15 protein-coding genes and 1 riboswitch are annotated in these 15,012 nt (G+C 40.7%); of the genes, 10 read left to right on the top strand and 5 right to left on the bottom strand.

Features of this window, described 5'->3' with window-relative positions; genetic code table 11:
• Both D1B33_RS00890 and D1B33_RS00885 read right to left on the bottom strand, forming a co-directional pair.
• Positions 1-702, bottom strand: a complete 702-nt coding sequence (locus tag D1B33_RS00890) for a CoA transferase subunit A (protein WP_118874444.1) — start codon at positions 700-702, stop codon at positions 1-3.
• Between the two features lie 243 nt (positions 703-945).
• The gene (locus D1B33_RS00885) at positions 946-2,286 is read right to left on the bottom strand and encodes a sigma-54 interaction domain-containing protein (RefSeq protein WP_118874443.1); all 1,341 of its coding nucleotides are present in this window, start codon (positions 2,284-2,286) and stop codon (positions 946-948) included.
• A 207-nt stretch (positions 2,287-2,493) separates the two neighbouring features.
• Here D1B33_RS00885 and D1B33_RS00880 point away from each other — a divergent pair, with 207 nt between their 5' ends.
• Positions 2,494-2,763: a YqkE family protein gene (locus D1B33_RS00880; protein WP_118874442.1), complete on the top strand. Its 270-nt coding sequence runs from the start codon at positions 2,494-2,496 to the stop codon at positions 2,761-2,763.
• A gap of 70 nt (positions 2,764-2,833) precedes the next feature.
• Here D1B33_RS00880 and D1B33_RS00875 read toward each other — a convergent pair whose 3' ends face one another.
• The 3 genes from D1B33_RS00875 to D1B33_RS00865 form a co-directional block, all read right to left on the bottom strand.
• The gene (locus tag D1B33_RS00875) at positions 2,834-4,168 is read right to left on the bottom strand and encodes an amino acid permease (RefSeq protein WP_118874441.1); all 1,335 of its coding nucleotides are present in this window, start codon (positions 4,166-4,168) and stop codon (positions 2,834-2,836) included.
• 189 nt (positions 4,169-4,357) lie between these two features.
• A riboswitch (glycine riboswitch) is annotated at positions 4,358-4,435 on the bottom strand.
• A gap of 249 nt (positions 4,436-4,684) precedes the next feature.
• Positions 4,685-5,176, bottom strand: coding sequence for a VanZ family protein (locus D1B33_RS00870; protein ID WP_118874440.1), 492 nt, complete (start codon positions 5,174-5,176; stop codon positions 4,685-4,687).
• Positions 5,173-6,072 carry an aldo/keto reductase gene (locus D1B33_RS00865; protein WP_118874439.1) on the bottom strand — a complete coding sequence of 300 codons (900 nt, stop codon included), beginning with the start codon at positions 6,070-6,072 and terminating at the stop codon, positions 5,173-5,175. The genes D1B33_RS00870 and D1B33_RS00865 overlap by 4 nt, the downstream gene beginning before the upstream one ends.
• Positions 6,073-6,154: 82 nt before the next feature.
• On the opposite strand from D1B33_RS00865, the gene D1B33_RS00860 reads away from it, so the two are divergent.
• From D1B33_RS00860 to spoIIAB, 9 genes are all read left to right on the top strand, one after another.
• Positions 6,155-6,703, top strand: coding sequence for an NUDIX hydrolase (locus D1B33_RS00860; protein ID WP_118874438.1), 549 nt, complete (start codon positions 6,155-6,157; stop codon positions 6,701-6,703).
• 83 nt (positions 6,704-6,786) lie between these two features.
• Positions 6,787-7,314, top strand: coding sequence for a hypothetical protein (locus D1B33_RS00855; protein WP_118874437.1), 528 nt, complete (start codon positions 6,787-6,789; stop codon positions 7,312-7,314).
• Positions 7,315-7,416: 102 nt separating this feature from the next.
• Entirely contained in the window at positions 7,417-7,869 is a 453-nt protein-coding gene (fur, locus tag D1B33_RS00850) for a ferric iron uptake transcriptional regulator (protein WP_118874436.1), read from the top strand.
• A gap of 311 nt (positions 7,870-8,180) precedes the next feature.
• Positions 8,181-9,083: a site-specific tyrosine recombinase XerD gene (gene xerD, locus D1B33_RS00845; RefSeq protein ID WP_118874435.1), complete on the top strand. Its 903-nt coding sequence runs from the start codon at positions 8,181-8,183 to the stop codon at positions 9,081-9,083.
• A gap of 235 nt (positions 9,084-9,318) precedes the next feature.
• Positions 9,319-10,497, top strand: a complete 1,179-nt coding sequence (gene deoB / locus D1B33_RS00840) for a phosphopentomutase (RefSeq protein WP_118874434.1) — start codon at positions 9,319-9,321, stop codon at positions 10,495-10,497.
• 13 nt (positions 10,498-10,510) lie between these two features.
• Positions 10,511-11,815 carry a pyrimidine-nucleoside phosphorylase gene (locus D1B33_RS00835; protein WP_118874433.1) on the top strand — a complete coding sequence of 435 codons (1,305 nt, stop codon included), beginning with the start codon at positions 10,511-10,513 and terminating at the stop codon, positions 11,813-11,815.
• A gap of 249 nt (positions 11,816-12,064) precedes the next feature.
• Positions 12,065-13,789, top strand: coding sequence for a SulP family inorganic anion transporter (locus tag D1B33_RS00830; RefSeq protein ID WP_118874432.1), 1,725 nt, complete (start codon positions 12,065-12,067; stop codon positions 13,787-13,789).
• 423 nt (positions 13,790-14,212) lie between these two features.
• Complete coding sequence (locus D1B33_RS00825) at positions 14,213-14,566, top strand: STAS domain-containing protein (RefSeq protein ID WP_118874431.1); 354 nt, start codon at positions 14,213-14,215, stop codon at positions 14,564-14,566.
• Positions 14,559-15,002, top strand: a complete 444-nt coding sequence (gene spoIIAB / locus D1B33_RS00820; protein ID WP_118874430.1) for an anti-sigma F factor — start codon at positions 14,559-14,561, stop codon at positions 15,000-15,002. The genes D1B33_RS00825 and spoIIAB overlap by 8 nt, the downstream gene beginning before the upstream one ends.
• Positions 15,003-15,012 lie beyond the last annotated feature (10 nt).

Below are 15,012 nucleotides of genomic sequence, written 5' to 3'. Positions count from 1 at the left end.
TTAAACCTCCTTATAGCTTGAGATCGTTAAGCGTTCAATCCGTTTTTCCTGTGCTGCCTGTAAAAGACCTTGTACAAAGATGCTGGGTGTGTGCACTTCATTTGGATCAATGCTGCCCACTTCAACAAGATCTTCCACTTCGGCAATCGTAAACTTAGCCGCTTGCGCCATGATCGGATTAAAGTTTTGGGCAGTTTTGTTGTATACCAAATTTCCGATTGTATCGCCTTTTGCTGCGCGGATTAGTGCGAAATCTGCTGTCAAAGCCGTTTCCAATACATATTCTTTCTGATTGAAAGATCGTGTTTCTTTTCCTTCTGCCACGATAGTGCCTACGCCAGCCGGAGTATAGAAGGCCGGAATCCCTGCACCGCCCGCACGGATTCTTTCCGCAAGTGTTCCTTGGGGAATCAACTCTACTTCAATTTCACCGGAAAGTACTTGACGTTCGAATTCTTTGTTTTCTCCTACATAAGATCCAATCATTCTCTTAATCTGTTTTTTCTTTAATAGCAAACCGAGTCCCCAGTCATCTACGCCACAGTTGTTTGAAATGATGGTTAACTCTTTTACGCCCTTTTCGACAAGCGCAAGGATCAATTGTTCCGGAATGCCGACCAAGCCAAAACCACCGACCATGATAGTAGAGCCATCCTGAATGTTGTTCACTGCTTCTTGGGCAGAAGTAAATAGTTGTTTCATCAATCATCGCCTCCTTTGAAAATATAAAACTAACAAAAAAATGTATTTAAAGAGTTATTAGGTGTATTAAAACAGAACGGTACATTGTATGCAAGAGGGTGTGACAAAAATGTGACATCGAAGGATGTTATATTAATCCGAAAATTCGGAATAATTAGAAGTGAGTAAGGGAAGGAGAGAGATTTAGCGTAGAACAAAAAAATCCGAAATTCCGGATAATCGTCCGAAACTTCGGAATATAGTTCATAAGTTGTGTTTTTTAATTTTTTCATAAAGGGTAGAACGGCTGATGCCCAATTTTTTAGCGATGATTAATTTATCTTTTTCATTGTTTAGGTATTCCTGCAAAATTTGACCTTCTACCTGAAAAAGCATTTCATCCAAGGTGTTATTATTTTTTGAGAAGGTTGTTCGTTTTTGGCGGATATGGAGCGGAAGCACATCGACCGTAATCGTATCTCCTTCCGCTAAATGGACGATGGCTTGCAGCACATTCTGCAATTCTCTTACATTGCCGGGCCAATTGTATTGCTGCAGGGTGTACCAAGCTTTTCGCTCGATTTTAATGCCGCGTCTGCCTGCCTCCACGCTATATTGGCTTAAAAATGTATGGATCAACTCAGTTAAATCTTCTATCCGTTCACGGAGAGGGGGGATTTGCAATGTGATTGCTTGAATTTTGTAAAATAAATCATCCCGAAAAAGCTTATTTCTCACCATTTCCGCAAGAGAAGTATTTGAACTTAGTATAAAGCGCACATCCACTGAAATTTCTTCTTCCGTTCCAAGCGGTTGAACTTTATGCTCCTGCAATGTTTTTAATAGCTTTGCCTGCAGTGTAATAGGCAATTCATTAATTTCTTCCAAGAAAAGGGTACCGCCTTCTGCACGTTGAATTCGTCCCTTTTTGACGGATTGATTATCGACATATTTTCCAAAGAGCTCTTCTTCAAGCAATTCTTTCGGAATGGTTGAGCAATTCATTTTAACAAAGTAATTTTCTGCTCGATTCGATAAACTATGAATACTTTGGGCAAATATTTCTTTTCCTGTGCCAATCTCCCCTTCAATCAACACAGGCAGCTTAGTAGGGGCAATGGTAGTTATGGTTTCCTTGATTTTTCGAATGGATGGGGAAATGCCTTTAATATCCGAAAGATGATAAAACGATTCCCGGTATTGGTTACTGCTGGATTCAATTTTATCCATTGTTTGGCGCACATGGGAACTGAGTTTTTTCCAATCATTTATATCACGGAACACGACGCTTCCGAATGCGCCGACAATCTCGCCATCTACTATTATAGGAACGCGGTTTGGAAGCATATAGGTGCCCTTAATGTAATGCGGTGCAGCAATTTGCGCAATGCCTTTCTCCATCACAAGATGCATTTCACTATTTTCAATCACATCGGCTACATGCTTGCCAATAGCCTCTTCACGGCTCACTTCAAGAAAGCGGCAATATTCATCGTTAATATAAATGATTTTTGCCGCGCGATCGACTACCACAAACCATTGGAATGCCGTTTCTAAAATTTGTGAAATAACTTCTGGCGAAAGAAGTTTTAACTTATTTTCCATACACAACACCTCTCCTTCGATTCGTTTTTTTCTATTTTACCCTTAAAAATGTTTTAATTAGTAGAATTGAATGAAAATGAATGAAGATTTTTTATGTGCCGTCATGGTGAAAGTGGGGAAGCGATTGGTTTCCTCATTGGAAATCGTGTTTTTTACCAAAACATGATAAACTATAGGGTGAAATTTAATTTTTAGTAGGTGATCAGTGTGGGGAAAAAGAGAAATCAAAGCCAAACTTCAAAACAAACGTCGTCCTCTCAGTCTACACATAAAGAAGATGCGGTAACATTGCAAGACCAGTTGAACAGCGATGTACTGGCAAAGTTAAAAGCTGCAAAGAACAGCATGGTAGCAGAGGAACAGGCCAAGGAAGAAGAACGCCAAGCCAAATTGGCTTTTGAACGAAAACAGCGCGAAAAAAACATGAGTTTTGAAGAATTATTAGAAAAATATGGCAATCAGGGCTCGAAGTTTTAATAAAAAGCAATCGAAATACAAACAGCCAACCTCTTGCAGAAAAATCCGCAAGAGGTTTTTGTAATTTATGCTATTTCCTCATTCTATACGTAACAATCAAGACAATAAACCAAATAGGAGTAAGTATTAAAGCGGTTCTTGTCTCCGGAGCCACAAACATAATAATAAGAATCACGACGAACAATGTTAGCACGACATAGTTAATGAAAGGCGTGAAAGGTGCTTTGAATGTCGATTTTTTATGTAAATGCGGCCGCCTTTTTTGATAGCGAATGTGGGAAATTAAAATAATGCTCCACACCCAAATGAAACAAATGGCACTGATGGTTGTTACAATGCTAAAGGCACTATCCGGAATAGCGTAGCTAAGCAATGCTCCGATGGATACGACAATCGAAGAGATGACGAGAGCATTGGCGGGGACAGCGTTTTTATTCAACTTACCTAACGATTTTGCCCCTTGGTTATTTTTGCTTAAGTTGTACATCATGCGACTTGTTGAGAATAGTCCGCTATTGCCGGCCGATGCGGCAGAAGTCAGGACAACAAAGTTGATGATGCCGGCAGCAACCGGAATTCCGACCAAGCTGAATACTTGAACAAATGGACTGTTGGCAGCGCTTAGTTCCGTCCATGGGTTAATACATAAAATTACAAAGATTGCCCCTACGTAAAACAGTAAAATTCGTACAGGAATTTTATTGATGGCTGAAGGAATGTTTTTTTGAGGGTTCGCTGTTTCTGCAGCGGAAACACCTACTAATTCAACGCCCACAAAGGAGAAGACAACCATCTGGAAGGCGAATAAAAATCCTGACATTCCATTAGGGAAGAAGCCCCCATGTTCCCAAAGATTTGATACGGAAACTTGGCCTGCAGGAGTTTCAAATCCCGTCACAATCAAAATAATTCCGATGACAATCAACGCCACTATGGTAATCACTTTAATCAAGGCGAACCAAAATTCCAATTCACCGAAGAGTTTAACCGTCAATAAATTTAATCCTAGTAAAATGACCAAACATACTAGAGATGGAACCCATTGCGGGATATCGAACCAATATCTTACGTAAAGCCCAACAGCGATAATATCCGCCATCGCTGTCATAATCCAGCAGAACCAATACGTCCAGCCTGTCACATAGCCTGCCCATGGACCAATATATTCGGTTGCAAAATCGTTGAACGATTGATAGCCTGCGTTTGATAGAAGCAATTCTCCCAACGCACGCATGACAAAAAATAACGAGATTCCAATAATCAGATAAACAAAAAGGATGGATGGACCTGCTTTTTCAATGGCTGCCCCCGATCCCAGAAATAGGCCGGTCCCGATTGTTCCCCCGATGGCAATTAGCTGCACATGCCGATTTTTTAAGTCTCTTTTTAATTCTTTGTGTTCCATTTGTATGCCCCCTGTAGTTAGTGCGTATGCTTTTATACGCGAATCTAATAGAAGCTACAACTTAACAACGCTGAAAATAAAAAATGAGATGGGAAGCATCCCATCTCATTGACAATAAAATAACAAAAAATAAAAATCTTACTATCCTATGAAAACAATTGACCAATAGAATATACTGATTTTCTAAGTAGTTACTTTTCTGTCCTTTTGCCTGAGATTATGAACCCTTCGGCGTCGCTAAGATGCAAACTCTCCAGAAACCGCTCCTGCTATAGTAGACCCATAGCAATCACCGCTATCTAATTGTTGATTGGACCGAATATTCGGTCGATTTAAAATATCAGAAATTCAATATACGATCGTCCACTAAATCACTGATGAAATTATTATACCAAACTTCTTGGTTAAATCTAGTATTATTTTGGAAAAGTTTCCAAGCGGAAGATGGAAAAAAGGATACATCTTTTGATAATCAAGAAGTATCCTTAATTTCATTGCTTCACTACCCCAAAGCATTTACGATTTTAATGATGGTTTTTTCCTCCCGGGAAAAATCGCCTTCAACAGTTTGTAGAGGAAAATAAATGTAATGGCTCCCGCCGTATCGAGCAAGACATCCTGAAAGACGCCTGTCCGGCCCGGTACAAAGGATTGGCGAAGTTCATCGAGCGACGCCACCACAAAGGTTGTTAAAACCGCGTAAATCATAGAAACATTGAACTTAAACTTGCGATACAAAATGTAAAATAAAAGGGCAATTAATCCGTAGCCAACAAAATGAAGCCCTTTTCGAAACAGAAATTCAATAAAGTAATAATAGCCGCGCGTTTCCACCGAGATGGTTTGTCCCCAATAAGGAACCTCGATTTTACTAAGCAAATCATAGAATGGCTTATTTTCTAAATTCTCCTGTAATGCAGGGACAATGGTTTGTTGTTCATAGCTCATGCTGGAAAGGCAAAATAGGCCAAACAAAACGACCAAGATTGCTGCAATATATTTTTTCATCGATGGTCAGTATACAAATCTTTCTTTGTGATTCGTTGAACGGCTGCAAAATCCTGTATCGACTGTGCTTTTTCATATGCTTTCAGGTTCTCAAGAAATTGCTGCTTTGAGCTTGCCCCAATTACTGTAGAAGCAATTACGGGGTGGCTCAGGTTATAAGCCAAACTTAATGCGTGAATGTCTTCGTAATGATTTTGAAGTGTATTCAGTGCTTCTTTCAACTCTTCTTTTGTATAGCTTAAATAGCTATTTGATTTTTCCAGACGATTTTCCCATTCGTTTGTTAACAAGCCTTTTGCGATGGAACCGCGCGTTACAACCGAAGCGCCGGTTGACGCGATATCATCGAACCATTCTTCCGGACGGCGATCCAGCAGGTTATATTGCATCATGTTGGAAATGGCTTGGCTGTTTTGCAAGAAGGGTTTAAAAACGCTTGGACGAATGGAAGAGATCCCGTATTCTCTTATATATCCTTGTTTTTTCAACCGCTCGAACGTATCTATGATTTCATGCCATGAATCTTCTGTTGTGCCCCCATGAAGCTGATAAACATCCACATAATCTGTTTTTAATCTTTTCAAACTTTCTTTTAGTCCATTCTCGATATGTTCGGGAGAAGCATCCCAATGCCAGCCTTCCTTGCCTTCATTCCAGCGATTGCCGACTTTTGTTGCGATGAAGACATTCTGGCGAACCGGCTTCAGAAGCTCTCCTATTATTCTCTCGTTTTCCCCTCGATCATAAAGGTCGGCCGTATCAAAATAGTTTACGCCCGCATCAAGAGCCGCTTCCACAATCGGCTTTGCCTCCCGGATCGTTGCAGGAAGCGACATGCAGCCTAAACTTATTTCGGATATTTGCAGCGAACTGTTTCCCAACGTTCTTTTTTTCATCGAATCTCCCTCTTTTCCCAACAAATTCTTTCACTAATGGTACAATGAAAAGAACAATATCGACAAGCGGAGGCATTTGCAAATGAAAAAATTCGAGGAAAAATCATTCCGTTCCAATTCTATTTTTAAAGGAAAAGTCATTTCGTTAAAAGTAGATGATGTGATTTTGCCAAACGGCAAAGAAGCGAAAAGGGAAATTATAAATCACCCAGGGGCGGTTGCCATTATAGCAATCACCAAAGAAGGGAAGCTGGTTTTGGTCGAACAATATCGAAAAGCGCTGGAACGGTCGATCATTGAGATTCCGGCTGGTAAACTGGAGCCCGGAGAAAAACCTGAAATCACCGCAAGAAGGGAATTGGAAGAAGAGACGGGGTATGGCGCACACCAGCTGACTTATCTGCAAACGTTCGCTACATCGCCTGGTTTTGCGGATGAGATTGTTCATTTGTTTGTCGCACAGGATTTATATAAAATAGAGGAAAAAGCCGATCTTGATGAGGATGAATTTGTAGAGTTGATGGAAGTAACTGTTGAAGAAGCAGAGCAGCTTGTGCAGGAACAAAAAATTTATGATGCGAAGACAGCTTTTGCTGTTTTATGGATGAAGAGCTGCCTCACAAAAAAATAGATGATTAGATAAAAATCCAAACTAGTTCGAGGGTATATTGATAGAGAATGAGCATAAGCTGTAACAACGAAAGGAGAATGCTTATGTTTCGTTCCGTATTGTTTCTTCAATATGCTATCATTCTAGCAATTAGTTTTGTAAGCGGCGTGGTATGCTTTCAATTTTTTCCCTTGGACAAGTCCATGCAATTGATCGGTTATATTGATCCAAGGATATTGGAGTTAACGGATATTTCAAAGCTGGGGACCATCATACCTCTTGTTGCATGGATGGTGCTCGTCTTATTTTTTGCAACGCACTCGTATTTGCATGTGTTGGCTAAATTCGTGGTTGCCGTGAAAATTACCTTTTTTGGATTCAGCTCTGTGTTTCTATTAACACAACAAGAATCGCTGCTGGTGTATAGTGTTTGGTGGTTCCCGTTTCAGCTCGTATACTGTTTCTTGCTTTTTGTCCTTTGTTCCGTTTATTCGGCAAAAAAAGTGGGACCCCAGAAGAAGTATTTCTTTTCACAAAGATTATTTGTAACCGTTTTGGTGGCATTATCCGTTATCTGTGCAGGTGAAATTGCTGCAATTTCCTATGTGCTGCCACGTTTTCAATTACACTGATGGAATGATTCTTAAAGTGGAAGTTTTATAATCTATTTCATCCCTCTCTTGTAATCGCTTTTGCTCATTTGATATAATAGAATGAGTTTAGGAGGGCGTCTTATGGAAAGCCGTATTGATCGTATTAAAAAGCAGTTGCATAGTGCTGGCTATAAACTGACGCCACAGCGTGAAGCGACAGTTGCAGTACTATTGGAACATGAAGAAGACCATCTGAGTGCTGAAGATGTCTATTTGCTAGTAAAAGATAAAGCACCGGAAATTGGACTGGCAACGGTTTATCGAACATTGGAATTATTAACTGAGTTGAAAATTGTTGATAAAATTAATTTTGGCGATGGCGTATCCCGCTATGACCTTCGGCAAGAAGGTGCTAAACATTTCCATCATCACCTTGTCTGCATTGAATGCGGAGCAGTGGATGAAATTCAGGAAGATTTATTGGACGATGTGGAAGCGATTGTCGAAAAACGCTGGAATTTTATAATAAAAGACCACCGTTTAACATTCCATGGCATTTGCCACAGATGCCACAATAATGATGAAAAGAAATGATTAAAGGATGTACAATTCGTTTTAGCAAACAATTGTGCATCCTTTTTAACTTCATTCAGTAATAGTCATCTACTTCTGTAAGTATGTGAGATGAATGAAAAGATAAATCAATTAGATGTGTTCAACTCTAACTGAATGAAGTTTAACCCTCCGGCGGGTGCCCCAGATTTTCAAAGAAAGTTGATCGAGCGTTCTCGATTAAATCTGGACTAAATACGCCCGGGTGCATTTCATATACCTTCAGAAGACCATGCTCTTGTGTAGGATATTGAAAGAAATTATAGTTAAAGTTGGAAGGAATGGTGATAGATATGCAAGAGGCGAAAGAAGCGATATTGGATTATCTTCATTTTTTGAGAGTGGAACGGCAGTTATCGGATAACACATTAATGTCTTATCGTCGGGATTTGGAAAGTTATGTTGAGCATATACATACACAGCAAGCGCTTACATCCTTGAATGAAGTGGAAAGAACGAATATTTTGCTTCATTTGGAAACGTTAAGAAACACGGGGATTTCGGCACGTACGATTGCCCGCCATATTTCTTCCATCCGATCATTCCACCAGTTTTTATTGCGCGAAAAAATTACGGAAAAAGATCCGACGGTACATTTGGAAATGCCGCAAATTGAACAAAAGCTGCCGAAAGTATTATCCATTGAAGAAGTGGAAGCCTTGATTCAAGCGCCTGACCGCAATAAACCTCAAGGAGTTCGTGATATGGCCATGCTTGAACTTTTATATGGGACAGGCATGCGTATTAGTGAACTTATCGGCTTAAACCTTGATGACGTTCACTTAACCATGGGCTTTGTCCGTGTATTCGGCAAAGGCGGGAAAGAACGCATCGTGCCTTTAGGCAAAAATGCCATTCATGCAGTAAATCAATATTTGCAAAATGCCCGTTCAACTTTGCAGGGGACTTACCCAAAAACGGAAGCATTTTTTATAAATCGTAGAGGAAAGCGTTTAACTCGCCAAGGTTGTTGGAAATTATTAAAAGAGCATGCTGCGAACGCCAAAATCCAAAAAGAAATTACACCGCATATATTGCGCCATAGTTTTGCTACCCATTTGATCGAAAATGGCGCAGACTTGCGTGCAGTCCAGGAAATGCTTGGGCATGCGGATATTTCCACGACGCAAGTCTATACACATATCAGCAAAACAAGACTTTCCGAAGTGTATAAGCAATTTCATCCCCGTGCCTAGTAAACATATCATTCGATAAAACGGGTAATATACAAAAAACTAGTAATTTATTTGTAAGATGTCTGACCTTTGATTAAAATAGTAAATGGCACATTAATTTAAATAAATTAAATACTTCATGAAATAACGCTAAATTAAAGCGCTATCATTGCAAGCTGTGCATCAATCTAAATAGCGCGCAAATCAGAATTGGAGATTCTCTTTTCGGAGCTAGAAGAATGAGGAGGACACAAAAATGAAACCGTTTAAAAAAATACATGTTGTTGTATTGGATTCTGTAGGAATAGGTGAAGCGCCCGATGCCCAGAAGTTCGGAGATGAAGGGGCAGACACTTTAGGGCATATTGCTGAAAAAATGAATGGGCTTTCCATGCCGAATATGGGATCACTGGGACTATCGAATATCCGCGAAATAAAAGGAATTGACATAGCTGCACAGCCAAAAGCGTATTATGGCATGATGCAGGAAGCTTCTGTCGGCAAGGATACAATGACTGGGCATTGGGAAATCATGGGGTTGAATATTGATAAGCCATTCAAAGTTTACCCGGAAGGATTTCCAGCTGAATTAATCCAGAAACTAGAAGAGAGAACAGGCCGCAAAGTCATCGGCAATATACCTGCAAGCGGTACCGCGATTATTGACGAATTGGGACCGGAGCATATGGAAACAGGTGCGATTATTGTCTATACATCCGCTGACCCTGTTCTTCAAATCGCAGCACATGAGGACATTGTTCCTTTGGAAGAGTTATATAAAATCTGTGAAATCGCTCGTGAAATCACATTGGAACCCGAATTTCTGGTTGGACGGGTCATTGCACGTCCTTTCATCGGCACACCAGGTCATTTTACGCGTACATCAAATCGCCATGATTATGCACTGAAGCCATTTGGCCGCACAACAATGAATGCATTAAAAGATGCGAACCTTGATGTAATTGCCATCGGGAAAATTTCGGATATATATAATGGCGAAGGTGTGACGGAAAGTATTCGCACAAAAAACAATACAGATGGAATGGATCAATTGTCCAAAGTCGTTCGTCGCGATTTCCACGGAATCAGCTTCTTGAATTTGGTTGATTTTGATGCGAATTTTGGTCACCGTCGCGATCCAATTGGTTATGGAGAAGCGTTGGAGGAATTTGACCGCCGTTTGCCTGAAATACTGCCGGCCCTAAGTGACGATGACTTATTGATCATCACTGCGGATCATGGAAATGACCCTACTTTCCCTGGAACTGACCATACCCGGGAATATGTTCCTTTGGTGGTCTATTCGCCAAGATTTGAAACAGGCAATGAGTTGCCGCTGCGCAACACGTTTGCAGATATTGCGGCGACAATTGCAGAGAACTTTGATGTGGAAACACCGCCATTCGGCACAAGTTTCTTATCAAACTTAAAATAGGAGGTGCCAGCAGATGAGAATGGTTGATATTATTGAAAAAAAACGCAATGGGGAAGAACTGACTTCCGAAGAAATCCGCTTTTTTGTGCAAGGTTATACAGAAGGTTCGATTCCGGATTATCAAGTAAGCAGTTTAATGATGGCCATCTATTTCCAGGATATGAATGACCGGGAACGAGCGGACTTAACTATGGCGATGGTGGAATCGGGCGATCAGATTGATTTGTCCGGAATTGAAGGCATCAAAGTAGATAAACACTCAACTGGCGGTGTAGGTGATACAACAACACTTTCATTGGCAGCAATGGTCGCGGCATGCGGTGTTCCTGTTGCGAAAATGAGTGGACGCGGGTTGGGGCATACAGGCGGAACAATCGATAAATTGGAATCAATCCAGGGGTTCCATGTTGAATTAACAACCGAACAATTTACAAAGCAAGTAAACGACATCGGAACTGCCGTTGTCGGACAAAGCGGCAACTTAACACCTGCAGACAAAAAACTTTATGCACTTCGTGATGTAACAGGGACGGTGGCAAGCATTCCACTAATTGCTAGTTCCATTATGTCCAAAAAAATTGCCTCAGGGGCAGATGCCATTGTACTGGATGTTAAAACGGGCGATGGTGCTTTCATGAAAACGTATGAAGATGCACAACAATTGGCTCATGCCATGGTGCAAATCGGCAATAATGTTGGCCGCAATACGATGGCGATTATTTCGGATATGAGCCAGCCGCTTGGGTTTGCAATCGGTAATGCGCTTGAAGTGAAAGAAGCAATCGATACATTAAACGGAAATGGTCCGGAAGATTTAATGGAGTTGTGCTATACGCTTGGTTCCCAAATGGTTGTATTAGGCGGCAAAGCAGCATCCATTGAAGAAGCTCGCCAACAACTTCAAGAGGTCATTGCAAATGGAAAAGCACTAGAAGTGTTCAAGCGGTTTGTCGAGGCTCAGGGAGGAGACACTTCGGTGGTGGATGATCCAAGCCGACTGCCTCAGGCCAAGTATAAATTTGAACTGCCAGCGAAAAGCTCAGGCTATATTGCAAAAATTGAAGCCGATGATGTGGGCGTTGCGGCCATGCTGCTCGGAGCAGGCCGTGCGACAAAAGAGTCGACAATTGATCTGTCGGTTGGTCTTGTTCTCCATAAAAAAGTGGGCGACGAAGTGACAGAAGGCGAATCAATTTTAACAATCCACGCGAATAGCGAAAACATCGCGGAAGTAAAAGAAAAATTGTATCAACATATTGTGATTTCCGAAGAAAAAGTGGAAGCACCGCAATTGATTAAAGAGGTTATTACAAAATAACGCGTGACCGCTAGATTCACATGTTTTAACTGTATCGAAAGCGTTAGCGACAATCATAAATATATGAAGGCGAACTTCAATTTCTTATTGACGGTAACCCTTAATGAGAATAAAGTTAGTAGCATAAAAGTGCTGCTAACTTTTTTTGCTTTTTATTTCCAAATATTGTTTGAAAAGAGGTGAATTTTAACTATTTCGCGCTTGGAGTTTTTTTTTTAAGAAAGAAAATTTAACTAAAGAAGGGATACTATGAGCAAGTTTTGGACGGGGAGATTTGAAGGGTATTCATTTGATTATTTTAAAAAGGACTTATTGTCCGGTACGATTGTCGGGATTGTGGCCATTCCATTGGCAATGTCCTTTGCCATTGCATCTGGTGTAAAGCCGGAATACGGAATTTACACAGCCGTCATCGCCGGGATACTAATTTCTTTATTGGGTGGTTCAAAATATCAAATTGGGGGTCCAACTGGCGCCTTCGTACCAATTCTATTAGGTATTGTACTTTCCTATGGCTATGAAAATCTGCTGCTTGCCGGTTTGATGGCTGGGGTAATGCTTGTTTTGATGGGTGTCTTTAAATTGGGGATTCTTATTAAGTATATTCCCAGACCAGTAACGATCGGCTTTACTGCCGGCATTGCAGTTATTATTTTTACAGGTCAAATTGCCAATTTCCTGGGCTTAAAAGGAATGGAGCAACATGAGAGGTTCATAGACAATATGAAGGAAATCGGCAGTCATTTAGATACGATGAATGTTTATAGCGTAATGGTAGCGATCATTTGTTTTGCTGTGATGCTGATGACGCCGAAAATACTTCCAAAAGTGCCCGGTGCATTGGTGGGAATTGTGGCAAGTACGGTGGTTGCCGTAGTTTTCCTGAATGGGCAAGTTGCCACAATCGGTTCAACCTATGGCGCAATACCGAATACGTTGCCGCAGTTTGGCATACCGGATATCACTTTAGAAAAAATTACGATGTTGCTGGGTCCAGCCTTTGTTATTGCCATGCTTGGAGGAATAGAATCACTTCTGTCCGCGGTCGTAGCGGATGGCATGACAAATAGCAAGCACGATAGCAATAGAGAATTAATCGGACAAGGCGTAGCCAATATTGTAACGCCGTTATTTGGCGGAATCCCTGCAACCGGTGCCATTGCCCGTACTGCAACCAATATTAAATCAGGTGCAGTTTCGCCTATGTCGGGAATGATTCATGGTTTGTTTGTGCTTCTGACGCTGCTTGTATTTGCACCATTTGCGGTTCATATTCCGCTTGCCTCTTTGGCGCCGGTTTTAATGATGGTTGCCTGGAATATGAGTGAACGTAAACATTTTGCTCATATTCTAAAATTAAAAACGGGGGATTCCATCGTTTTGGTTGTCACATTTTTGTTGACAGTATTAACAAGCTTAACAATAGCCGTTGAAGTTGGTTTATTGCTGGCCATCATTCTCTTTGCGAAACGTATGAGTGAGATGCTCGTTGTATCAAAAGTGCTGCCTGATCATGAAAAATATAATGGAAAGGTAGTTCCACAAGCCGTGAATGCGGGCCATGATTGTCCGCAGGTGAGCATCTATACTGTGGAAGGTCCGCTTTTCTTTGGGGCAGCGCAAACGTTTGAGCAATCGATCTTATCCTCGATTCATGCGAAACCAACGACGCTGATTCTGCGGTTGGGAAGAGTTCCTTTTATCGATACGACCGGCGAGGAATATTTCCGAAATATTTTGCGCGATTTTAAAAGCCGAGGAGGCTCGGTTTTCGTGACTGGTGTACAACCCGCCTTAAAGAAAATACTCGATCAAAATGGACTATCCAAAGAGATTGGGGAGGGGAATTTTTACAGCCACACAGGAGAAGCGATCGATCGCGCTCTCGGATGCTTGAACCGGCATGCATGCATCGGCTGCAAGCATTACGCATTCAGGGAGTGCAGAGAGCTCTCGTCGAAGAAAATCAGTTGAATCCAGAATTGAAGCTGGGTGATTCTAAGAGAAATTTTTGGAATCACCTTTTATATTTATCTCGAATCAAGATTTTTCGTTATTCTTTGTATATATATAATTAAAAATGGCGATGATAGTATTCGTGTGTATTTTGGTAAATGATGCTAAAAAAGTGGTTATGACAAATGTTGGGGTCGTAGCCACTTTTTACGTTTAAAAAACTTATATTCCAACCATACTTAATTTTGGGAACCAATTTTATATTTTTTATCTTCCATCTGTATTTCTCGCTAAGTATTGTCCTGGAAAAAATGGAATTTCTCTCTCTTTTTGTCGTATTTTCACTAGTATCGGCGAAATTCTTCTAGTGTTGTCAGGTAAAAGGGTTTTGACGGCTTTATGTTGAATTAAGCTTTCTTGAGAGGGAGGCGAATTAACAGAATGAACTACGAAATCAATATGCATTTGAACGAAATAGCCGTAATAAGGCTGTATGGTGAATTGGATCATCATGCAACCGAAAAAATTCGCACACATATTTCAAAAACCATTTTACAGGGGAATTTAAACACCATTATCTGGAACTTGGAAAGATTGAATTTTATGGACAGTTCGGGTATCGGGTTAATTTTAGGCCGTATGAGAGAGTTGAATACAGTAAATGGACAAACCATTATTTTGAATCCATCCAATACGATGAAAAAAATCTTTCAATTTTCAGGGTTAGCATCTTTTATGATGACAGGTACAGAAGCAGATGCAATTTTACATGCAAGGGGGATTGTGAATGGATAACGAAATGACGCTTTCATTTGTGGCTGTTAGTGATAATGAAAGCCTGGCGAGAGTAGCCATTACAAGTTTTGTTGCTCAATTGGATCCAACAATTGACGAGCTTTCGGAGTTTAAAACGATTGTTTCGGAAGCTGTGTCCAATGCCATTATTCATGGATATGACGAAGATGGAAAAGGAATTGTTACCGTTCATGCGGTAAGAGACGGGGACTTGGTTTCCGTTGCAGTAAAAGACAACGGCAAAGGAATCTTTGATGTGAAAAAAGCAATGGAACCATTATTCACTTCAAAGGCTGAAATGGAACGTTCCGGAATGGGCTTTACTATTATGGAAAGCTTTGCCGATGATTTGCAAGTAGAATCGGAGCCTAATGTCGGAACGGTTGTGACTTTCACAAAAAAATTTTATTCGGTAAAGATGCCTCAAATTTCTTGATGAATACTTT

This window comes from Ureibacillus yapensis (genome assembly GCF_003515775.1).
Classification (GTDB): Bacteria; Bacillota; Bacilli; order Bacillales_A; family Planococcaceae; genus Ureibacillus; species Ureibacillus yapensis.
This window is presented reverse-complemented; position numbering and strand designations above follow the sequence as displayed.

What these genes read in the sequence shown, in the direction of transcription:
- spoIIAB (WP_118874430.1), top strand. Translation starts at nt 14,559, where the DNA reads ATGGATAACGAAATGACGCTTTCATTTGTGGCTGTTAGTGATAATGAA.
- D1B33_RS00890 (WP_118874444.1), bottom strand. Translation starts at nt 702, where the DNA reads ATGAAACAACTATTTACTTCTGCCCAAGAAGCAGTGAACAACATTCAG.
- xerD (WP_118874435.1), top strand. Translation starts at nt 8,181, where the DNA reads ATGCAAGAGGCGAAAGAAGCGATATTGGATTATCTTCATTTTTTGAGA.
- D1B33_RS00885 (WP_118874443.1), bottom strand. Translation starts at nt 2,286, where the DNA reads ATGGAAAATAAGTTAAAACTTCTTTCGCCAGAAGTTATTTCACAAATT.
- D1B33_RS00870 (WP_118874440.1), bottom strand. Translation starts at nt 5,176, where the DNA reads ATGAAAAAATATATTGCAGCAATCTTGGTCGTTTTGTTTGGCCTATTT.
- deoB (WP_118874434.1), top strand. Translation starts at nt 9,319, where the DNA reads ATGAAACCGTTTAAAAAAATACATGTTGTTGTATTGGATTCTGTAGGA.
- D1B33_RS00835 (WP_118874433.1), top strand. Translation starts at nt 10,511, where the DNA reads ATGAGAATGGTTGATATTATTGAAAAAAAACGCAATGGGGAAGAACTG.
- fur (WP_118874436.1), top strand. Translation starts at nt 7,417, where the DNA reads ATGGAAAGCCGTATTGATCGTATTAAAAAGCAGTTGCATAGTGCTGGC.
- D1B33_RS00855 (WP_118874437.1), top strand. Translation starts at nt 6,787, where the DNA reads ATGTTTCGTTCCGTATTGTTTCTTCAATATGCTATCATTCTAGCAATT.
- D1B33_RS00825 (WP_118874431.1), top strand. Translation starts at nt 14,213, where the DNA reads ATGAACTACGAAATCAATATGCATTTGAACGAAATAGCCGTAATAAGG.
- D1B33_RS00875 (WP_118874441.1), bottom strand. Translation starts at nt 4,168, where the DNA reads ATGGAACACAAAGAATTAAAAAGAGACTTAAAAAATCGGCATGTGCAG.
- D1B33_RS00830 (WP_118874432.1), top strand. Translation starts at nt 12,065, where the DNA reads ATGAGCAAGTTTTGGACGGGGAGATTTGAAGGGTATTCATTTGATTAT.
- D1B33_RS00860 (WP_118874438.1), top strand. Translation starts at nt 6,155, where the DNA reads ATGAAAAAATTCGAGGAAAAATCATTCCGTTCCAATTCTATTTTTAAA.
- D1B33_RS00865 (WP_118874439.1), bottom strand. Translation starts at nt 6,072, where the DNA reads ATGAAAAAAAGAACGTTGGGAAACAGTTCGCTGCAAATATCCGAAATA.